This is a genomic window from Ruminococcus sp. RTP21484sp1_RTP21281st1_A8_RTP21281_210402, assembly GCF_040914025.1.
Classification (GTDB): domain Bacteria; phylum Bacillota; class Clostridia; order Lachnospirales; family Lachnospiraceae; genus Blautia_A; species Blautia_A faecis.
Window position 1 is genome coordinate 110204 of record NZ_JBCPGE010000006.1, and the last position, 20797, is coordinate 131000.

At 38.0% G+C, this 20797-nt stretch carries 32 protein-coding genes; all 32 read right to left on the reverse strand.

Annotation, left to right across the window (positions count from 1 at the left end; translation table 11 throughout):
- Positions 1 to 115: 115 nt before the first annotated feature.
- The 32 genes from AB5170_RS04435 to AB5170_RS04590 all read right to left on the reverse strand — a co-directional run bounded on the left by AB5170_RS04435 (position 116) and on the right by AB5170_RS04590 (position 20707).
- On the reverse strand, positions 116 to 319 hold the full coding sequence (locus tag AB5170_RS04435; protein WP_368361925.1) for a hypothetical protein: 204 nt from the start codon (positions 317 to 319) through the stop codon (positions 116 to 118).
- Entirely contained in the window at positions 309 to 788 is a 480-nt protein-coding gene (locus AB5170_RS04440; RefSeq protein WP_226818667.1) for a BRO family protein, read from the reverse strand. Before AB5170_RS04440 ends, AB5170_RS04435 begins: the two co-directional genes overlap by 11 nt.
- Positions 785 to 1105, reverse strand: a complete 321-nt coding sequence (locus AB5170_RS04445) for a hypothetical protein (RefSeq protein ID WP_195982784.1) — start codon at positions 1103 to 1105, stop codon at positions 785 to 787. The genes AB5170_RS04440 and AB5170_RS04445 overlap by 4 nt, the downstream gene beginning before the upstream one ends.
- A gap of 72 nt (positions 1106 to 1177) precedes the next feature.
- A complete protein-coding gene (locus AB5170_RS04450) occupies positions 1178 to 1876 on the reverse strand; it encodes a hypothetical protein (RefSeq protein ID WP_368361926.1) in 699 nt (232 codons plus the stop codon).
- A gap of 20 nt (positions 1877 to 1896) precedes the next feature.
- The gene (locus AB5170_RS04455) at positions 1897 to 2655 is read right to left on the reverse strand and encodes a hypothetical protein (protein WP_195982783.1); all 759 of its coding nucleotides are present in this window, start codon (positions 2653 to 2655) and stop codon (positions 1897 to 1899) included.
- Positions 2656 to 2659: 4 nt separating this feature from the next.
- Positions 2660 to 3208: a LemA family protein gene (locus tag AB5170_RS04460; protein WP_195982782.1), complete on the reverse strand. Its 549-nt coding sequence runs from the start codon at positions 3206 to 3208 to the stop codon at positions 2660 to 2662.
- A 189-nt stretch (positions 3209 to 3397) separates the two neighbouring features.
- Positions 3398 to 3607 carry a hypothetical protein gene (locus tag AB5170_RS04465; RefSeq protein ID WP_195982781.1) on the reverse strand — a complete coding sequence of 70 codons (210 nt, stop codon included), beginning with the start codon at positions 3605 to 3607 and terminating at the stop codon, positions 3398 to 3400.
- Entirely contained in the window at positions 3600 to 4565 is a 966-nt protein-coding gene (locus AB5170_RS04470) for a DUF5662 family protein (RefSeq protein WP_368361927.1), read from the reverse strand. Before AB5170_RS04470 ends, AB5170_RS04465 begins: the two co-directional genes overlap by 8 nt.
- Entirely contained in the window at positions 4562 to 4744 is a 183-nt protein-coding gene (locus AB5170_RS04475; RefSeq protein ID WP_226818657.1) for a hypothetical protein, read from the reverse strand. Before AB5170_RS04475 ends, AB5170_RS04470 begins: the two co-directional genes overlap by 4 nt.
- 2 nt (positions 4745 to 4746) lie before the next feature.
- On the reverse strand, positions 4747 to 4902 hold the full coding sequence (locus tag AB5170_RS04480) for a hypothetical protein (protein WP_195982778.1): 156 nt from the start codon (positions 4900 to 4902) through the stop codon (positions 4747 to 4749).
- A 184-nt stretch (positions 4903 to 5086) separates the two neighbouring features.
- A complete protein-coding gene (locus AB5170_RS04485) occupies positions 5087 to 6316 on the reverse strand; it encodes a DEAD/DEAH box helicase family protein (protein ID WP_226818654.1) in 1230 nt (409 codons plus the stop codon).
- A complete protein-coding gene (locus tag AB5170_RS04490; RefSeq protein ID WP_195982776.1) occupies positions 6304 to 6612 on the reverse strand; it encodes an L-tyrosine decarboxylase in 309 nt (102 codons plus the stop codon). Before AB5170_RS04490 ends, AB5170_RS04485 begins: the two co-directional genes overlap by 13 nt.
- Before the next feature lie 10 nt (positions 6613 to 6622).
- On the reverse strand, positions 6623 to 6904 hold the full coding sequence (locus AB5170_RS04495) for a hypothetical protein (RefSeq protein ID WP_226818653.1): 282 nt from the start codon (positions 6902 to 6904) through the stop codon (positions 6623 to 6625).
- Positions 6905 to 6933: 29 nt separating this feature from the next.
- The gene (locus AB5170_RS04500) at positions 6934 to 7446 is read right to left on the reverse strand and encodes a hypothetical protein (RefSeq protein WP_226818651.1); all 513 of its coding nucleotides are present in this window, start codon (positions 7444 to 7446) and stop codon (positions 6934 to 6936) included.
- An 18-nt stretch (positions 7447 to 7464) separates the two neighbouring features.
- A complete protein-coding gene (locus AB5170_RS04505; protein ID WP_368361928.1) occupies positions 7465 to 11799 on the reverse strand; it encodes a DUF5906 domain-containing protein in 4335 nt (1444 codons plus the stop codon).
- 4 nt (positions 11800 to 11803) lie between these two features.
- Entirely contained in the window at positions 11804 to 12043 is a 240-nt protein-coding gene (locus AB5170_RS04510; RefSeq protein WP_195982773.1) for a hypothetical protein, read from the reverse strand.
- Positions 12044 to 12056: 13 nt separating this feature from the next.
- Positions 12057 to 12596, reverse strand: a complete 540-nt coding sequence (locus AB5170_RS04515) for a hypothetical protein (RefSeq protein ID WP_306797031.1) — start codon at positions 12594 to 12596, stop codon at positions 12057 to 12059.
- Complete coding sequence (locus tag AB5170_RS04520) at positions 12593 to 13189, reverse strand: hypothetical protein (RefSeq protein ID WP_368361975.1); 597 nt, start codon at positions 13187 to 13189, stop codon at positions 12593 to 12595. The genes AB5170_RS04515 and AB5170_RS04520 overlap by 4 nt, the downstream gene beginning before the upstream one ends.
- On the reverse strand, positions 13176 to 13340 hold the full coding sequence (locus AB5170_RS04525; protein ID WP_195982772.1) for a histidine kinase: 165 nt from the start codon (positions 13338 to 13340) through the stop codon (positions 13176 to 13178). Before AB5170_RS04525 ends, AB5170_RS04520 begins: the two co-directional genes overlap by 14 nt.
- Before the next feature lie 113 nt (positions 13341 to 13453).
- Positions 13454 to 14377 carry a DUF6353 family protein gene (locus AB5170_RS04530; RefSeq protein WP_368361974.1) on the reverse strand — a complete coding sequence of 308 codons (924 nt, stop codon included), beginning with the start codon at positions 14375 to 14377 and terminating at the stop codon, positions 13454 to 13456.
- 14 nt (positions 14378 to 14391) lie between these two features.
- Positions 14392 to 14991 carry a hypothetical protein gene (locus AB5170_RS04535; protein WP_368361973.1) on the reverse strand — a complete coding sequence of 200 codons (600 nt, stop codon included), beginning with the start codon at positions 14989 to 14991 and terminating at the stop codon, positions 14392 to 14394.
- A 19-nt stretch (positions 14992 to 15010) separates the two neighbouring features.
- Positions 15011 to 15556, reverse strand: coding sequence for a hypothetical protein (locus AB5170_RS04540; RefSeq protein ID WP_195982769.1), 546 nt, complete (start codon positions 15554 to 15556; stop codon positions 15011 to 15013).
- Positions 15546 to 15749, reverse strand: coding sequence for a hypothetical protein (locus AB5170_RS04545; protein WP_195982768.1), 204 nt, complete (start codon positions 15747 to 15749; stop codon positions 15546 to 15548). Before AB5170_RS04545 ends, AB5170_RS04540 begins: the two co-directional genes overlap by 11 nt.
- An 82-nt stretch (positions 15750 to 15831) precedes the next feature.
- A complete protein-coding gene (locus tag AB5170_RS04550; RefSeq protein ID WP_195982767.1) occupies positions 15832 to 16119 on the reverse strand; it encodes a hypothetical protein in 288 nt (95 codons plus the stop codon).
- A gap of 68 nt (positions 16120 to 16187) precedes the next feature.
- A complete protein-coding gene (locus AB5170_RS04555) occupies positions 16188 to 17015 on the reverse strand; it encodes a DUF6353 family protein (RefSeq protein WP_195982766.1) in 828 nt (275 codons plus the stop codon).
- 53 nt (positions 17016 to 17068) lie between these two features.
- Positions 17069 to 17878: a DUF6273 domain-containing protein gene (locus tag AB5170_RS04560; protein WP_368361972.1), complete on the reverse strand. Its 810-nt coding sequence runs from the start codon at positions 17876 to 17878 to the stop codon at positions 17069 to 17071.
- Between the two features lie 337 nt (positions 17879 to 18215).
- Entirely contained in the window at positions 18216 to 18374 is a 159-nt protein-coding gene (locus tag AB5170_RS04565; RefSeq protein ID WP_195982764.1) for a hypothetical protein, read from the reverse strand.
- Positions 18375 to 18417: 43 nt separating this feature from the next.
- On the reverse strand, positions 18418 to 19203 hold the full coding sequence (locus tag AB5170_RS04570; protein ID WP_226818639.1) for a DUF6353 family protein: 786 nt from the start codon (positions 19201 to 19203) through the stop codon (positions 18418 to 18420).
- Positions 19204 to 19214: 11 nt separating this feature from the next.
- Positions 19215 to 19532 (reverse strand): hypothetical protein, encoded by a 318-nt coding sequence (locus AB5170_RS04575; RefSeq protein WP_195982762.1) that lies wholly within the window; start codon positions 19530 to 19532, stop codon positions 19215 to 19217.
- Between the two features lie 158 nt (positions 19533 to 19690).
- Complete coding sequence (locus AB5170_RS04580; RefSeq protein WP_195982761.1) at positions 19691 to 19909, reverse strand: DUF3194 domain-containing protein; 219 nt, start codon at positions 19907 to 19909, stop codon at positions 19691 to 19693.
- A gap of 76 nt (positions 19910 to 19985) precedes the next feature.
- A complete protein-coding gene (locus AB5170_RS04585) occupies positions 19986 to 20306 on the reverse strand; it encodes a DUF6353 family protein (RefSeq protein ID WP_226818636.1) in 321 nt (106 codons plus the stop codon).
- Between the two features lie 41 nt (positions 20307 to 20347).
- On the reverse strand, positions 20348 to 20707 hold the full coding sequence (locus tag AB5170_RS04590) for a hypothetical protein (protein ID WP_195982759.1): 360 nt from the start codon (positions 20705 to 20707) through the stop codon (positions 20348 to 20350).
- Positions 20708 to 20797 lie beyond the last annotated feature (90 nt).

A 20797-nucleotide genomic window follows, 5' to 3' on the forward strand; every position in this document is an offset into this window, starting at 1 on the left:
GCGGTGGACTATGCCGCGTCGTCCGGGGTGCTAACTCTCGTGTTACATTCATTCCGCTTAGGTAGTTTTTCGTACCTGGAAGTCGTCACTGTGACCTAAACCGCATTATTAAATATCATTCTTTTGTTTCTTCTTTAAATATTGGCTTCACAAAATATCCTCCGCCGAAGTCGCTAAAACGAATATCTAATCCTTTCAGTCCTTCGTTTCTGGCGTAAGCAGCAATTAAGCCCATGCACAATTCAAAAGTCTTATTGTCAATAACTAAACCAGCCTGAATTTTGACCTCTATGCAATCCTTAACGTTATCAATCTCCATCTGAATCTTCCTCATAAGGAATCTGCTCAACGTCTCCGCCCTGCACAGTTACTGACTGCATGAGTTTTCCAGTTTCTTCATCAAAGTAGATATTATCCAGAGCATGGTCCCATTCTTCAAATTGCTCTGCGATATTTCGCCCTTTGGTTCTTCTCATGTTAATGAGTTCGTCATGCACAATTCGTCTCCAAGCTCTCGCGATTTCCATACGACTCTGGGAAAGAATATTGTACAACCCATTCTCAGTTACAAAGTTGACGGATCGCCGCTGACCTGCTACTACCATTGGTAGTTTCAGCTTTTCGTCGTCTTCACACATCTCAAGCATTTTCCATTCGTTACCAGAACTATATTCGATAACATGGCTAATGTCCTTAGCCTTAAATAACGGAGCATCAAGATCTCCATAAACATTAAGAAGCTTTCCACCGAAAGATATGGTTCCTGCGATTTCAATATTTCTACTCATTTGAGATTCCCCTTTTCTCTATATAATTTCACATCAATAGCCTTCTGAATTTCTTCCGGGCTAATATTAAAAATGGACTCAAGGAAATTCAGACAAATATAAGCATCTGCCATCTCTTCCAAGAGTCCATATTGATCGTGATATCCTCGAATTTCTTTGCTTACCTGCTGTTGTAATTCTGCAAATTCTTCCATAGCAATGGTACACTTCAATTTCCATGGATCTTTCTCTACACTCCGTCTTAATATGCGCCGACGTTCTTTATCAGAAAGTTCCAAGTTACTATTCATCCCTTTAATAAAATTATAGCGTTTCATCTTGTTCCTCCCTGTACAAAGAGAAGCATAAAGACTCCAAGAATAACGCCAATAATAAATCCGATAATAAAATTAAGCATCGTTTTCACCTGCTTTCTCCAGTCGTGCTTTTGCTGCTTCTTTTCTTTCCAGATACTCTTTTTCATCAATCTCAGCAAATCCTACTGATGCCCCTTTGAAATATCGATTAACTTCAACTTCTTCTTCCTGAGGTGTAACTACGTATAAAATACCAACCGTATCGTAGTCGCCATTCTTCGGATCTACCAGGAAATCTTCTGTATACACACGATATGCGTCGATCAAAGGCATATAAGGCATCTTAATAGGGAAGAGTTCGCTCATCACAGTATCAATTAAGCCGCTGTGATAGCTATAATGCGGATTGGCAATATTGACTCCATGAAAACGATCCACGTCTGTATACTTAACAGTTCCGTCGGGTTTAACATCCTTGAACAGAGAGCTCATTCTCTTGCACTGGTAATGTTTAGAAGCATCCTTTCTGCCGTGTACTTCATTCCACACATCTTCAGTATCTTCGATTGGTGTAAGAGGCTTACCAGTAATCATTCGATTGAGAATAGCTTTAGTAAACATAATACTCGCTCCAGAATGTCCATCTTTGCAAAGGGTTTTAAATGCTTTCAGTGCGCTTTCATAGCTGGCACAACCATAATCGAATTCGTCCCCTTTACGATGGCAAGCAATCTTTACCTCATTTTCAGCCCATAACTCCATTTTTGATTTTTCTCTCTTAATTTTGCTCATTTTCGTAATCTCCTTTCTTTTTATTCAAGCCATTCATTGTCGAGATAATAAAAACCGTAGACACATGCTCCGATTAAAATTATCCAGAAAATCCAGAATAACCATAACGCAAAATCGGATTCTAAGTGATCTACGGTCTCATCAATCGTCATATTCTCATAGAATGGTGAATTATTTTTTATTGTTTTATTTTTTAATTCTGTAAATATCGTCCCAGTGTACTTCAAACCAACTCCATAGTATTTGAAACGTACATGGGAAGATTCCTTTAATGTGTCAATATAATCGTCGTCCGGTAATTGAATCTTCTTACTTGAGAATATATGTTTCAAGTAAGATACCTCTTTGCAAGTCTTATCCTCACTCCTGACATAATCCCATGACCAATAAACTTCCGCCGTATAATATGTGTGGGATTTTCCATTCACAGTCCTTGTGTGAGCTACCTTACGAGTATGTCTCGTGTAATGCTCTTCAACCTTTCTCACATACATATACTTTCCACCAATCTCCGGATAAGTAACAGTGTCAACAGCTTCCAAATCACCATAGATAAATGCGTTTCCAATATCAGTCCGCATACCATATTCAAACAGATCTTGTTCTTTAATCTTTACCGCTTTGTTATACTTTTCGTTTTTATCCATCAAATGGTCTGAGATTTTGCCGGAAATTATAAAGCCAATGAGTAACAGAACTGCAATGATAGATATACTTACTAAGATCTCTCTTTTTGTGATTTCAAAGTCTCCGAAATCAAATCTGTTCCATTTCTTCATAAGCTTATTCCCCGAACAAATTCTGTGGAGCATCAACTGGAGCATCGTAATTCAAATATGTATACTCCTGAACCTCATAGCCGAGAATATCTAAAAAGATTCGTGTAGGGAATTTTCTTACATAACGTCTGTATACCTTTATCTGTTTGTTGTAGTTACTGCGATATTCCGCAATTAGATTTTCTGTAATAGAAAGTTCATTCATCAATTCCTTATAATTTTCATTAGATTTTAATTCCGGATAAGCCTCGCTTACAGCTGCAATCGCAGTGGTAACATTTTCGATATCTCCGGTTGAACCTCGTCCTTCTACGATAGCAGTAAGTGTATCAGCTTCGTGTTTATCGTACTGCTTTACACAATCTACAAGGTTATAAACCAGATCCACACGTCTTTTTTCCTGAACTTTTATGTCTGAATCAGCTGTATTCACCTGCTCCTCCAGTGAAAAAGCTTTATTCTGCGAGCTCTGCACTCCGAATACGCCTAACATGACAACCGCAAGAATTCCTGCAACAATAATAAGAATTAACTTCCAACTTGATTTTTTCATTTCAATTTTCCTCCAATTAAATAAAAACCCACAAGCCTGTCAAGACTCATGGGTTGGTTTATAAATTTATTGACTTTTTCTTTGTTACGCTATATACAGTGTTCCACCAAAAATATGGAAGGGGGGATTAGCATGGATAAAGATTTATATCATCCGTATATGAATGAGAACGGTAAAATGGTTCATGGTCTACCCCAATACTTCAATTGACTCGATTTCATCTTCATTGAAGCCGATACACAATCCAGGTCTCTGTGGACAATCTTCAATGTCGATTGCTGCGATTCCCTCTGGTTCGTTGTCGTCTGGAAATATATAATCCGAAACAATTCCTTCAAATTCTTCTCCATCTGTGCAAATTATTTTAACTCTTTTTCCTTCAAGACTCTGACTAAGCATTATTTTTCTCCTTTCTTCTTGCTGGATAAACGTGCGTTCCCGTTTTAGAATATACGATCATAGCTGTGTTAGATACAACTTCGTTTCCGCTTTCATCAACGTACGTACCAATATCATGATCGGCAGTAATACGTTCTCGATGATTCCAGTGTCCGTTGCGATCTAATCTTGATTCGCCTTTACCGCCATACTTATCAACCAACTTCTGAGCATATTCTACATCACCATCAAGATAGCTTCTTCCTGGTAAATGGTCTGATTTGGTATGACGCTTTTGTTTATCTTTATTGACTGTCTTGGATACTTCCCCAGAATGAATTGCTTCTTCTACAAGATTATCATGTCTGCGAACTTTTGCAACCTTTTTATTTTCTTCTATCGGATATGGTGGACCATTTCTAACACCCCATTTCATACCTTTGACTCCACTATGCTGAATTTCCGCATTGCTATCCTCGTCCAGCTTAGCCTTGATCTTACTGAGAATATCTTCTACAGTTTTCCTTGTGTCGGGAGCAAGCTTCATATGCTTTGAATGTTCTTCATACCAGTTGAATATCTCATCCAGATTTTCCTGTGCCCAGCTGAACGCCCACCAGTCGCAGATCATTTCAATAATATAATCGTATGGCATCTCCAACACGATTTCTCCTTCTTTTGGATCGTCATTGATTAATACCCAATGTTGCCAATGATGCGGATTACGATGAATATGTAAGAGCCAAGCTCGCTGGTAATCCTGTACAACTTTAAAAGAACGATTATTACCATAAAAATATGCGTCGTAAGCGTTGTACTCATCCGGCTCATCCTTAGACTGATCGTGAGCAAATCCAGTCTGCCATCCAGCATTCACAGCGTCTTTTATTACATCTGGTAAATTCTCACATAGCCATTCATATCCTCTTTTTACATTTGATCGGTGCTGTGCCAGATACTGATCGTATTGAAAACTCATGCCTCTGGCACCACCTTTCTTTTCGTCAATTTCTTATAAAGTTCTCGTGCTGCCTTTCCCTCAAATGCATTGATGATTTCTGAAGCGTGACCTGGTTTTGGTTTTCCTACTAATAATATCCCAGTGTCTTCACCACCATCATCTGGAAAATTCACGCTAACAATAACACTTTCTACCATTATCATTCCTCCCCCTTCCAATAGATTGGTATTTCTGAATTTGTGTTCATGCCCTCTGCTAAACAATCATTACAAGGATCAAATTTTTCATCCTTTTTCTTATGCTCGCAAGTAGGACAATATTTTTCAAAATTTACTTCTCTGTAAATATTTTCCATGTGACACCTCATTCATACACAATATCGAAGTAAAAATGCGTATACAGTCTCTTCATAAGTACAGCACGTTATCAAAGCATTAAACTCTTCTTCTGATAACATTTTTAATTTAATAGATAACATCCATATAAACATAGTCAATGTTTTTAATGTTTTCAGTATTTGCACGTCAATCCACCATCCTTTACACCGAATGCCCCCGACTTTTATTAAACCATCTCGTTTCATTGAATGTTTTCTTCTCTTTCAGAGCCTTACTAATAGCTAGGTCTATACCAGATCTCGATTTCAAATGATAATAATATAAATCCGTAAATGGAGTATTCATTCTGTCAATCCGTCCAGCTGACTGTGACATTATTTTGTAAGAATAATTCTGAGAAAAGAATACTATTGTGTCAGTTGTAATACAATTCCATCCTTCTGCTCCGGCATTGTACTGTACCAAATATACCCACGCCGAGCCTGTTGGTATAGGCTGATGCTTATGTCCGTTCCATTCTGCAATCTCATATTCAGATAAAATCTGTTTTAACAACTCCAATTCATAATCAAAATTGTAAAATATAATTGCTTTTGGATGTTTCTCAATGATTTCCAATAATGCGATTTGCCTGGATGTATCGGTATTAACTATCTTTCGCCAAACATAACATAATTCAGCCGCATTAATGATTGGTTCTTGCTTGAAGGGATTCCATCTGTTTTTCCCAGCCATTTTGTATTCTGAAACATCGTATTTGACATAGATATCTTCATGATGCGAAACGGTCTGGCGTTTGAAATCCATATTCACGAGAATGGAGTTTCGTAAACGGATCAATCTTCCAGTATCTATATACCTGTCAATCTTTGGAAATTTACTAAATCGGCTGTATATAACATGCTCCCTTATAAATTCGCTCCGGTTTTTATAAAATCCATTTGCTATAAATACCGGAATATAATCCTGCCAAGTATCACCAGGTGTTGCTGATAAAAGAATCCACTCGTTTGATTTCGCAATCTTCAAGAACGCTTTAACCCATGTTCCAGAACCTATAACTCTCTGCTCGTCAAATATAAAGAATGCGTTTCTAACATCGGAATATTTTTTTATATTGTTCCAAGAATCAACAATTACTTTATTACAATATAAATTAACATCTTCGTGAGTAGAAAGAAGGAAGGGCGCAAGCTCACCCTCCCATTCTAAAGTATCTCTCTTTCGAGCAGTTGTAATTATGTATAAGTCTTTCGGCGGATCATCCATAGGCATATACTCATCCGTTTCCAGGCAGCCACCATTACGGACGTAATAATACGCCAAAGATGTTCTAGATTTCCCGCTACCAACTCCACCACAAAGAATACATCCGTTTTTCATTTGCTCAACAGCTTTTAGTTGATACTCACGTAATTCTAATGCGCACATAAGTCTCCACTTTCGCTTGTGAATCCATCTTCAACTTCAAATGCTAAATCGTCGCCAGTCAGATCTGCTTTCGGACCTCTCATAAGCCAGTTACATGAAATTGCAGCATTAGAAAATCCGTTTTCTTTATAATATGCGAAAATACAGTTCTGCACCGGTACGGTTACTCTTATCTTTCTGCAATCATAAACCGTATTGTCGGTTACAGTAATTCCGATTATTTTGGCAACGTTTGCATAAAAATTTTCTATTGATTGACAGCATTGGAATGAACTTATGGAATATCTTTTTTTCATGAGCCCTCCATCAATATTCTTCTGGAAAAAGAATCGTTGTTGCACTTCTATCCCATTCAGTGATTATCCAAATTTTCGTATCACCATACATATAAGCAGCTAAAATTCTCTCACCATTTTTTACAGCTTCGTTGTTACTTCTAACATCTTCTTCACAGGTATCACCCCAGTCACATTTGCAATACTTCCCATACAAGGCATCCAAAATGAATAAATATAAATTTCGGTCTTTTTTCATCGCTTCTGCGATACCACGGGTACACACTATCTGTCCAAGTTCAAATTCGTTCATCTTGATCTCCTTTCAAAATTACGAAATGCTTAGTTAAATGGAATATCATCTTCCTCATCAGACTGATCGCGATTTACATCGGAATGTCTCATACTAATCGGATCGTCATCCATTTTCTGGAATACTTCCATACTCTTAACCCAGAGAGATTTTCCGTTCTTTCCCTCGTATTTATTCAGAACAACATTCACGTTATCGATCCACATGTAATCGATATTACTAACAGATTCCGCATCCAGAAGGACTCCATGACGATCGTTCTCGCCTGTCATTAAGAAAATTTTAGGCGGCCATTCGCTCTCGTAGTTCACTTTGATGGCTACATAATATCTTGGAATAAATCCTTCTTCCTCTCCTGGTTTCGGCTTTGTCAGTTTAACATTGAAGCCTTCATCGATAAGTCTTCTTGCCTGCTCAATATCCGGAATAATCAGATTCCCTTTTCTCTGAGTATTTCCATAAGTGTCTCTATCTGGATCACCAGAGAAATTTGTTTTGTAAATAAATTTTGTTCCCTCGATAATTACTAAATTGTCTCTCATTGTTAAAATATCTCCTTATTAATTTTCTGGTTTATTCATGCAAAGCCCCATCAAAACATCTCCGATATTAAAGCCTTTATCGCAGGACATGTTTAACGGATAATCGTTCTTGAAATCGGGGCAATCGTAGCAACTCTTGTACTTTCCATCACCACAAGGCATACAGTCTGCATCGTTTGCTCCAAGCTCTTCAATATATGGATCGTCGGACACAAACCATTCAAAATCGCCATACTGAGAAATAGTCTTCACAGCTTCATCAACAAGCTTGTCATAATAAGAATGGTCGATTCCGTCCTCTTTTCCAAGCTCTTTAACCATTTCCGATTCCATCCACCGATATCCTTTGGAACCGGTTGCCGCGTAATACTTACCGTCTTTTTCACGCATAAGTAATCCAGCACCATATCCTTCTTTCATCGGACAGAACTGACCAACTTTTCCAACGAATCTGTAATTATGTCCCTTCGCGATTTTCGGATTCAATTCCTGGCAGGTAGATTCAAATGTGATGTCGGAAATAAGACCTTTTTTATAGTCACTTTCTGCTTTGGCAAATTCTTTTTCTTCTTTTGATACATCTGGTAAAGTTTCATTTAAATCCAAATATAAAGAGCTGCTCACCGATTTGGTCTCGCACATATCTTCAAATGCGATTTCTTCTCCGCTGAACAGCTTTTTAAATACATATGGAATCTGAAACTGAGTTCCTGTAGCAGTCCACTTTCCACCATTCTTTTTATTGTCTCCTGGGATATATCCATATAATGCCTTACAATCCTCTGCATCCTTATACTTGGCAATATAAACCGCATCGTTGACTAAAGTCATCCGATCATATGTAGCTTCGTGCTCAAATGTATAGCCATATCGTTCTCCGAAATCCATGACAAACTGAATTATCTCCGGTGTTGCATCCGGAATCTTAATCGAATCGGTCTTGATATGTGCTACCTGGAACCCACGATTGAGAACTTCGTTCTTCAAGTCAATCATGAATAAAGCTCCACGTTTAGCTACAATATTGTCAATATTTCTTGGATCTTTAAATGGATTAGCAAATGAAGCGGATGTGAGTCCGTACACCGAGTTGATGGCTGTCTTTAACGCATTTGCTAAATCTTTCGATGTCATATCGCCATCAATAACCCTCTGAATATATGGAGTAAGTTTTCCATCCAGCATAGTATTCACAATATCCCATGCCTCATGTTTGATGCTCACTCGTCCTTCAACAATTTCCCGGAACGCTCTTGTAAACTTAGGTCCGAATAGCACCTCTGCGATTACACTATGCGGGTGCATTGATGAAACATCCAAAAGCGCAACATTTCCATACATTCCAGGAGCACCTTGTGCAAATCCACCCTCTCCGACTTCTTCGCCTCTATAGGTCGATTTTCCACACTCAAATTCATACCCAGGGAAATATGGTAGAATACTGGATTCTTCAAATGGAACTTTTTCCTTACCGTTATTTTTCCAACCATAATGAAAATCTTCCATCATTTTAGGGCAAGCTTCTTTTAAGAAATCAAGACTTTCCTGATCAAGCGTACCAACAGGCTTTGATAAATCCCTATAATGAAATTCATTCTGAGGATTACGATTTTTACCAAATATAATTCTGGTTGTAAGACTATTGGTTGTATCGTTTACAGTCATTTCTGCTAAATCTGCCAGAATTTGTCTTGCGGTCCAATCGGCTTTCAGATATGTAAATGCTGCCTCAGTTGCTATAACATCGTTGTCACAATATTCAGCGACCTTAATCCATAATTCCTCTGGTACCGGCTGGTCCCATGGAAGTCCAAGTTCCTGATGATGAGTTCCAGCTTTGATGATCTGAATTTCGAAATCTGAAAATCCTTTCTTTTTGAGCTTCTCTTCAGAAAGATTTCCCATCTCAATTTCAAGCTTCTTTAAGCTCTTCTTGTTTCCAGCGGATGCAAAATCGTAAACGTCCGTATACGATACGTTATACGCCTCACCAAAGAAGCAATTTGGACCACCTTTAATAATTCTTTGTGAAAGATTATAAAGCTGTTCGTTGGTATACCCCATAAGTCGCGCATATAAGAAATGATTATCGTATCTGCGACAGTTAAATCCAACCAGCCGAAATTGCATAAGTTCCTCAATTTCCTGTGGTGTAGGATTGATCATACGTATTACCGGTTTTCCGACGCCTTCCAGCTTCCAATTGACAAGAAACAAGTTTGGAAAAACTTCAATATCATAAAAGACCAGCTTTGCCTTTTCATTTTTTACAGCGCAGGCTGGTTCTTCTGATTTAAAGTGCATCTTACTTACAAGCTTCACGCAATATTCTGCTTGGTGTGTACTATTTGCACCGAATGCTAATATTGCATTCCGCATATCTGTTACATCGTACTGAAGACCACTTTTGTATGCGTCTTCCAATATTTTGTATATAAAATCGATACTCGGCTTAGTTCCAGGATGAATCTCTTTATTGAGATTTCGTTTTATCAGTGTTCTAAGCCCTTTCTCGCTTTTTATTGCTTCAAAATTTACCATTTTGTTATCTCCTTTCAGTGGTAAACCAGAGCTAATCTTTGCGATAGGTTGATTGTTACATTTGGACAACTTACGTCTCAATGAGCTTTTTCCAGTAAAGACCTTAATTTCAATATGGTCGTCATATACTCTGCTCAATGCAGCTGGATCTCCAGTGTAAATATAATGAAGATGCACACCTTGTCCAGATTTAGAGAGTTCGGCATATGTCGGAGGCCATTTACTAGCTTCTGTCATATTCTTTTCTAAAGATTTATTCCCTTGCTCATCTGGAATATCAAAATCAATAACGATATGATTTTCTGGAACTTTTACGTAATGGAGTTTTGTTGGATCTATCTCTGATAATTTAGAAGTTACTTTTTCCCATTTTTTCTGAGGAGTTTCATTGTCCGAAGCATATTGTGCCAGGCAATCCCCACACATCTCATCAAATATGGAAACAGCACTATCGTGAAGTTCTATAGCATTAGTTGCTATCCCTTCCGAAGAATTATCCGATACGATTTCCGCTTCGAATTTTTCAGTTCGAAATCCCACGTAATAGCTTCTCACTCTGGTTCCATCGTCCAAATTAAATCTTTCCTGAAAATCTCTGAAATAGTTTTTAAGTTCCTCTTTAAACACCCTCTGCGAAAACGGATAACTCACCTTCGCCTCATCGCAATAAGTTTTGTACATCTCCCATGCTGCTTTTAGTGTAGTTCCGTTTTCTTTCTTGAATACGTGATAAGAATCAATTATAAAGTTGTAGAAATCATTTGATGCACCAAGCATGGTGATTGGAATGTAATCATCATATCTGCCAGGATTTGCTAAATATACATTTTTACAATGATAAGCAATCGCGCCCAACTCAAAATCAATCTGACTTACAATTGCTTTGTATTCTTTCGGACTTAATTTATTCCCAGAGGGTGATACATCAATCAGTCGTCTTATAAGACCCGATTTTGCATCTGTTATTTTTACTACTTTGTTAGTTCCCATAAATAAGAAAGCATTAAATCTACTGGAATATGCAGATTTAAACTTCTCGTTCACAGTCATAAGCTCGTGAGAAACTAAACTGTTCAGTCTAGTATTATCCTCGATTTTAGACAAGTCACCATCATGCTGAATCGCGACAAGTGGGTTGGCTTTAAATGCTTCCAATGCAAAAGAGTTACTACTCGATCCCAATGCTTTTGCATCGAATACTGAGTAATAACCCTCAAATAATGAAAGTATGAGATTTAAAACTGTTCCCTTTCCAGATCCTGGTGCGCCATAAAGAACCATAAATTTCTGTATTTTCTTTGACTCGCCAGATACGATAGAACCTATAGCCCACTCTATTTTCGTTCGTTCTTCTTCGGAATATAAAGTAGACATTAATTTCTCATAAGCAGACAAATCGCCAGCTTCAAGCGGATAACTCAACTTTTTGCTGGCGTAGTCTTTTTTATTTGTTTCCATGTTTGAAAATATAAGTTTGTCGTCAAGCGCATGAAAATTGTCTCTCATTTGCTTCTGGCAATATTTGTGCCACGAATCTATCATTTTAGATTCAGCGTCCCACATATGCAGAACTTTTATGTCTGAATTGAATTTCGTTCTATTTTCTTCGGCATATCTATCCAATTCACGGTCGATAAGTTGCAATGCATCTTGTTCGTCCGTAGACCATAATCCTCGTTCCTCAATCCAGATAGCATAAAAATCACCGCCGCGGATCATCAAATCAGAACTTTTTTTGATTATAAATTTAGGATAGATTTCAATTATTCCGCGTTTGTTGGAACGTGTTGAAATTATCATAAAATCCATCATCACATCACATTTCGTCTCCTGGCTCGTTGTTTCTATTGTTGATATTTTCAATCTCTTTCTCAAGATTCTTGATTCTCATTGCCTGGTTCCTTTTTTCAATTTCATTTGTAAATGCATAAGCAGCTACAGAAAAAGCAAAGAATACAACAGACTTGTTAAAACTCTTCTGCCTCTTCAGATTTCTGCAAATGATTTCGAAGTTTTTCTCCGTGTTTTTCATACTATTGAAAATATACTCAAGCATATAATATTACCTCCTATTTCACGCCGTTTAAGTACCAGTTTGCCTGATACCAGATTTCAACGTTTCTTAAATCGCATTTGCAATGCTTTATTCTGAACAAACCGCCTTTACCGTCACGTCCGTATTCCCGATTCAATAATTTCTGAATCGCATTTTCTACATGATTCGCATCGAATCTGGAATCAATCATATCATCGAGCTCCAGATTAGAAAGCATAGTCCAGAACCAAATTCTAGTTCGGTCGCCACGCTCTGGATCTGACATAATATGCTCTTCTAATCGAATGGCTAGTGCTAAAAGCATCTCCAATACACTACATGGACGAGTGTCTAAATATTTCGCAACTAGCCGTCCACTATACCTGCATTCATCTGCAAAGCGATATCGCAGATTGACACCATCATCAAAACGATTTCCATCCATATCAATAGTGTATGTAAAATCAACACCATGAAGGAAATGAAATAGTTCTCGGTAAGATGCTTCATCGTCACAGACAAGACCGTACATCCACTCAAAATATGCCTTATTCAGTTCATCACTTGTCATCATACCTCCATCTGATGTGGCATCTCATCGATTACATCAGAATATAACTTCTGATCCAGGAGAATTTCATAATCGCATTTCTTAGCGTCATTTCTGACAAATACCGAATCATCTTCATATTCTCCGAAATGGTTCAACGACTCAAAACCGACCATCTCCTCCACATCTTCAATCATTTCATCGTTTTCATCCACCAATACCTGATCGGCATAATATGTCAAACTAATTCTCTCGTAATCTTCATTTTCACCAAACTGCTCTGGAGAAATCACATACGGACCGTTAACCACGCTTTCTTTCTCTTCGCTGATACCACCATCAAAATACTCCGAATATTTTGTATAACCTTGTCTATGAAGTTTGGCTGCATATTCTTTGAGTTCCGGCTTTTCTTTTTTGTCTTCGGTTACGTTTTTCGCTACAACATCTTTATTCCGTTCTTTTTCGCGATTAGCAAAAACTTCTTTTACCGAATCAATTTCTCTTTGCGCAATCTCTTCATATTTTTTCTTAACCGAATACCAAGTTACAGCAGATCCAGAAGCCGCTCCTAAAATAAATGCTAAAAGAATAGTTGTCTTTTTATTCATTATCATTAGTTTCCCCCTCATTGATTGTCATCACGGTAAGAGCGAGCCCTCCGAAAAGTAAGGAAGCACTCAAAAGAATGCCTCCTGTGATATGACGTTTTCTTTTCGTATCAAGAATAAAGTCCATCATTGAAATGAAATTTCCAAATCCGTCCATTAGTGATTCCCCTTTCCACCCATAAGAACTGCGATTCCACTAAAGAAGCAAATGCCAGCTGCTGCTGAAAATGTAAAAGCCATTAATCCCGTCATAATAAAATCTCCTTTCCATCAGATAAGATCCAGAATAGGACCGTCAACATTAAAGTTCATTAAGATGGCATCTTCATATCCGCCGTCTTCAGTTTCTCTTTTAACAACCATAACTCCGAAATCAACGAAATTGTCTCCGTTAGAATTCCCATCTGGTTTATAAATCCAACCAACAGACTGGCTCATCTTTGTACGAGTAATACCGAGCATATCATACACATCACTAAGAAACAGGAATCCGTCTGCAACAAGTTTATCGTTTGCCAACTGCTGCTGTGATCTAAGAAGCATAAGATTGTAATTCATATTCTCTTCATAATGACGACAAGTCTTATCAAAGAATCTCGCATAATCATCGACCGTTGGAGCAGCAACGTTTACAGTTGTTTTGGATTTCTTTTCTTTTCCGCTTTCGGGATCCTTGATCGTTTCTTCGATTTTCTTAGCTTTGATATTGTACCGAAGCTCTTTATCAACATCATCACCGAATCGTTCAACCACTCTGCTACGATATTCTTTGAAAGATTTATCGACAGTTGCGTAAGCGGCAGCCAATGCTACATTTCTTTTTCTGAGAATATTATTGGACGCAACAATTCCAGCAATAGAAATAGTTCCGAGAACCACAGCTTGAGCATACAGTTTTACAATCTTAACACCAGTCTGTGCATACACAATTGCTAAATCCTTCTTGGCGTCCTCCTGGGAATACCGATCTTCCATTTCTTTATCATTTTTACATTTGTGAATAGTTTCAATATTGTTTTTTGATTCATCCAGAATAGTGCTCAATTTTGTAGTTGCTTTACAAGCGAGAACTGTGCTAACGACGGTTCCAACTACACCAGCAGCAATTAAAAGCTCTGGACTATGCTTTCTGAGTTTAATATTTACTTTTCCAAAGGCAGATGATGCCTTTTTAACAATTTCAGTTTTATTCATTTCGTTTCTCCTCTTTAATTTAATGGTACTGCTTTTGGCAGCTTTATCATGTAGCCATCTCGTACACGAACTACGGAAGCCGTTCGGATATTAAACCAACCATACTTGTTGTCGGTATAATTTCCATTAATACCAACAAGATCATACAGATCGGCAACGCTCACCAAACCATATTGATCAATAAGCTCATCCATTCTGGATAACACATCTTCGGCTTCCCCTCGATTTTCGATAATAATATCGTCGTACTCATATCCAGATCGAGTGTGATTACTAGATCCGCTATCTCTTCTTTCTCTATCATCATAATATTTTCGATATGATACTCTTGAAGATGCGGATGATTTTCCCCGAGAGCTTCCATTAACGCCTAAAAATGCTTTTACAGCATCGAGGAACATGTCTTTTACATAAGGAACCACAATGTCCTCAAAAATATAACTTTTTACATCATCAACATCCTCCGGAACAAACATGCCTGTAAATTTCTGAATTCCACCCTTTTTCTTAGACTTCGCAGAACCAGAAATTACTTTCTCAACCTTTTTCTCAATCGGCGCTTGACTTTGCTCCTTTGATTTATGAGAATTTGATTTATACTCTTCTGTCGCCATTTTCTAACCACCTCCCAATTTATGCTCTTCCAGCCATTGATTTCGCGATCGTGCTATAAATATTCTGCACGTTGGCAAGATTTGAATTATAGGTTTCGAGGATATCATCCATAGAAGACTGAAGTTTCTCGGTAACGGCTTCTTTAGCTTCAGCCTTTACTTCCCGTTTCAAACCAGAAATATCAATATTACGAAGCTCTTTTCTGATTTTCTCTTTCGCCTCAACTTCCATAGAACGGTATGTCGAATCTACAGCTCTCTCCGCAGCATCACTGATTTTGTTGTACATGGAAGTTTTCACATCTACAACAATGTTATCGCACGCCGCTTTTACTTTTCTCTGTATCTCGCAATCAACTTTTTCGTTCACCCGTTCCTTAATGGTTTCATTAATAAGTTCTTTGGGAATATCAAGTTTACCGTCAGAAATCATGGAATCCACGGATTTTCCAACTACTTCACTAACTTCTTTCATTTTCTTATTTGCTCCAACAGCATATCCGAGACCAAATAAGCCAACTGTTACACCAACAAATCCAATAACTGTATCCAAATCAATAGTCATATTTGTTCACCATCTTCACCTTTCCCGGGAGAGTGATCCTCGATCCCGTTATGCGATTGTTATTTTTCTTAAACTGATAAGCCAAATTACTCCTGGCTTTTTTCTCAGATACAGCATATGTTGTTCCATGCCATTGATCTGAAATACAAGTCCCGAAATTCATAACAGGACCATCATACGTATACTGGTTCATAGGACACCTCCCATATAAAAACAAAAAAGAAAGAGTCCTAGATTTCTCTAAGACTCAATCTTCCTAAAATTCATTTCGATGCTTATTCTTCTGGAGCATCGTCATTTGGAACTTCTTCATAATCCGCGTCAACAACGTTATTAGGATTAGATGCACTTTTCTTCGCTGCACGTTCTTCTGCTTTTCTTTTCAATTTTGCTACGCCTGGCTCTACTACAAATTTGCAGATCAATCCTCCCGCAATCATAGCTAATCCAAACTTAGTAGCTGTACTGAAACTGCTGTTGCTTGAAGCCGCCTTAACGATTTCTTCAGTTGCTGTTTCCATAACTTCCTCGCTGTTTTCGATGATTTCATTGTTGTTTTCCATGATTTCTTTCTCCTTTCAGTTTTCGAAATTAATTTTCTTTCATAATATACTTTGTAAATTTTGCGTACTTACATAAGATTACGATAATCGTATCTCGGAGCAACTCCATAGTCGATTACCAGGCAGGGCGTTCCATCTGTAGCTAATTGAGAACTAAAACTCAAATCCAGAAATCCTCTGTCAATATTCCATCCAAGATCGTCCCCGATTGTTCTAAGCGGTTCCAAACCGATTTCATAATAGAAATCATTAAGGGAAATATACATTTCGGTTCTCAATCTGGCATCCAGTTCATTTTCAGCTTTTTTGATTGTCTCTATATCTGATCTGAAATATCGACCAGACACAGTATCAAAACATAAAGTATCGCCACGGCCAACGATGATAACTTCTTTATTTTCTATGGGATTCTTTTCTACGTGTTCCTTGGCGACTGCATCTCTAACTGTCTGCTCCTTCTTCTCTCCGATGGTCTCAACTACCTTTTTCTGATAATCTCTCAAAGTGGATTCGGATAATGTGTATGCCATCGCCAGAGCAGAATTACGTCTGAGATTAACAGAACTTGCCCCGATCAAGCAAGCCATTGACACGAAACAAGTAATACCAGCTGGAATATAGCATTTCCACGTGATTTTTACAATTTCAAGCGGCTCTAAGTGACTGATTTGATTGCATTCTTCACAGCCAGATCTCTTCGCTTCTTCCAAATTTTCATGGTTCACTCGATTTTTTTCGCGTTCAATCAATACGAGCGCTTTCGGAGTTGCTTTTACAGCCATCACAGTTGTCGTGATCATCCCAGCAATTCCAATGCCAGTTAATATTTCCGGACTACGTTTTACTGTTCTGATTTTCAAATCGTTGAGCACTTTCGGTAGATTTACTTTTTGCATTTCAAAATATCCTCCAAATTTTAGTAATACCGCCCACAAGGGGCGGAAGGTTATTACAGGCTGAGTTTCTTAACCACACGGAAAGCCGGACGAACCCCACGAGAGTTCGAAGCGCCGGGGTAAGTCGCATTGCCGCTGCCGGTCACATTGGCAAAGTAAGCCGAAGAGTATTCTTTTTTCATTGCATTACGAAGCCAGCCCCATTCGCATTCATTATTAAAATAAGCAACTCGATTGCGTCTCTTTTTCATAAGTGGAAGCTGTTCGTCTCCATCTGGTTCAAAATGGCTTTTATCCCACGCATCGTCCCAGCCAACAACCTGTCCAACTGTAGGAATGGTGAGCTCGATGATACGTGTTTTCAACTCTAATGGAAATAAACTATATAAATAGCTATCAATCCATTTCTTCAGATCTGATTTTTCATATCCGCCTTCGTTCGTAGGCTTTTCATTCATAGGACGCTCTGCAATATAATCATCAAAGATGAAAAGAACGTTGTTATCTGTCACTTCATAGGCAGTAGCTTCAAATTTTCCCAGTTCTTTCAAGTCTACTGTAATCTTGTCACCTACTTTAGTTTTGGAAAAATCATATTCGTGCTTTGGTACACCGAAGTTTAAATTAAGTAATTCTTTGGCAGATATATCGCTGGAACCCATCCATGAACCATAAAGCGGGTATTTCTTACTCAGTTCTTTAATATTTGTTTCATTTGCAACAGATTTCAACGCAAGCGATGCTGAATCGTAATCTACAGCCGCCAATAAATATTTCTTTGCGTTATAAAGTTCCTCCTGTGAAGCATTAGAGCTAAGCATTTTCTGAACAAGTTTTGATGCGGCAAAAGTTTCTAATGGCATAATATTTTCTCCTATTCTCGTTAATATTTAAAATTTAAGCAACTAGCAGGTTGATAATCCATTCTGTCAATTCTTTTGCGGTACAAAATATACTTGCAGTCAATGGACTTACTTTTGAATATTCTTCCATCTGATTTCTAAAATCTTTGATTATAATCAGAGGCGTTACTTCAGGATTTTCTCTAAGACGATCTAATAATTCATTAACCGTCCATTTTAAATAGCTCCCCTGCTCAAAGCTACAATCCTGCAAAGATTCATTAAGGCAATACTGGATGATGTAAATCACGCTTTCAATGGACAACATTAGCAAAAATAAAAACGAAAAGAGTCCACATCAGGACTCCTCCGCTTCTTTCTTGGCAAGTGCTTCATTCACCTTTTTGTCAATTTTTTCATCCATCTTTTGGTCATCAACCCAATCGGTTATAAGATTTACCCCTATTCCAATCAGTGTTGCTGCCATTCCAATAACCTTAATCATCTTACTGTTCATGACTTCACTCTCCTTTCATAATAGCATTTGTGCATTTTGCGAATTAGCACTGTTCAAAATCCAATTCTGGAACATAATCCATGTCAATAATGCAGACTTCCAACCCATCTTCCAATGTCGTTTTATAATGACGAAAATCGATCCAGCTATAACCACTGCTCATCGTCCAACCAATTTCGTCCCCATCATCAATCGGATCTAATCCAAGAAATCCATAAAAATCATTTACTGATAATTGGGTTCCAATGGCAAAATCTCGATTGGAGTAATATTCTGCTTGAATTACCCGATTAAGAGAGCTTTCAAAATATCTTTTTGAGTAGCTATCATAGAATAATACATTATCATCTGGATTATGCTCTTCAATATCGAGAGATCCGCCGCCGATAAATCCATCTGACGCGATATAGACATCATCTGCTTTCTCCACAGCAATGGCTTCCATAATTTTTCTGTGAGCATCCTCGCCATACAGTTCTTTCAGTTTATCTCGATAATCCTGGTATGCATCATTGAGCAACGCATAAGCACTGGTTAAAGCCGCCTGCTGACGTTTGTTCAGAATATTTGCTCCAAATATACAAATAATCGTTGCTGCTCCCATAACTACAGATGGAACATAATAAATCCATGCGGACTGAATAGCTTCGAGTTTTGTGTACGCATTCGGGTCATTATGATTCTCTCTACTATCTGCTCTTATTTTTCTAAGAGCTTTTGGCGTAGCTTTTACAGCCAGAGCAGACGTTCCAATTACTCCAACAGCTCCAAAACATGATAAAAGGGTTGGTGATGCCTTTTTCAGATTCTTCTTGTTTAATTTCTTCATACTATCTCCTTTCATTTCGTGGCACGCAACACATCCAATACATCAGACAAAATATCTTGTGCCACAACAAACATAAAATTGTTATCTTGTCTGATTTGAGCATACCGTCTCATCTTGTTTCTAAATTCATTCGTAAGTACAATTATTTCGTCAACTGCAACCTCCTTTCTTGGATAAACTTTTTGTGAGACATACTCTGTTAATTCCTTTAATGCCCAGACCGAATAACTTGACTTTTCGAACTCTCGGTTTCGAATAGAATACTCTGGAAACCACATATCCAACTCGAATACGTCACTAAGCATTAGCTTTAATTCTTCAATAGACATTCATTTACTAGCTCTCCTTTCGATAAAAAATAAAAGAGAAGCAGTACGGAACAATCCGTTGCTCTCCCAATCGAGCTACCCGTTTCTCTTTCTCTCATAATAGTCCTTGTAAATTTTGCGAAGTAAAAAGAAAGAGGCGTTGCCCACGCCCCTCCCGGTTAGTTCAAACCGATACTTTTTAGAATTTTAATAAGCTCGTCCTTTTCCAGCTCAGCATCTACATCCAAGTGAAGGTGTGTCTTTCCATCATTGATTGTGGTAGTAATCTCATTTAACTGAATATCCACGTTATATCCAGTTTTCTTATGTACCACCATCTTCAACGCTTTGGAAATAATTCCTCTTGTGAATTTCGATACTATTCTCATTTCATCCATGCTCCTTTTCTCCTTTCAAAAGCTATCGTTTCTCATAATAGGAGCTGTAAAAATGGCGAAAAAGAAAGAGCCCTTGTTAGGACTCTTCTTCCGATGGTAATGCATATCGTATGTCTAATTCCATATCCGGTAGTACGGCTTCCATCACGCCATTCGTTTTTGTATAAATTTCAAATCTAAACTGTTCATGGATTTTAGCTCTTACCCACCCGGCGATTAACGATTCTTTAGTTATCGGTATTCCTAATGCTTCGTATACATCTCTCAGCAATAAGTATCCGCGGGTCTGTAAATGATCGTTTAATCGACATTCGTAAGCACCTAACGTCCACGCATTGACCAATTCGTTTTTACTCCATTGGCATGACTTTTCGTCAAATATTATGGTTTTGTTCATAAAATGTCACTCTCCTTTCATAACATCCCATGTAATTTTCGCTATATTTCTCTCCTGTCAAAACAAGTTTCCCATCGTTGCCTCTGAATAGGCTTCATTTTTAATGCCCACATAATCTGTCTGACCGTTACTGTAGGGTATAACCCGTCCTTACATGTTCCACATCTGTTGTCAAAATATTTCCTAAAGCCTGGATGTAGATATAAAGTATCTGTTAGCCAAGCATCCACTTCTCCCCACCAGGTACTTTTGGTTTCTGCATTAAATCTCTGCTGAATAACGGCTAATCCATTGTCTCCTATTCTAAACAGTGTGCATTTGTTATACACTGGATGATTGCAAATATAAGTTTCTCCATACATTGATCTATAAATATCTGGTTTCTGATAATGGTATCTCATTTGTGTTCTCCTAGGTAGAGTAGGCGGATGAAATTTTCATCCGCCCCTCATCAAACCGTGCATGAGGTTCTCCCTCACACGGCTTTCCGA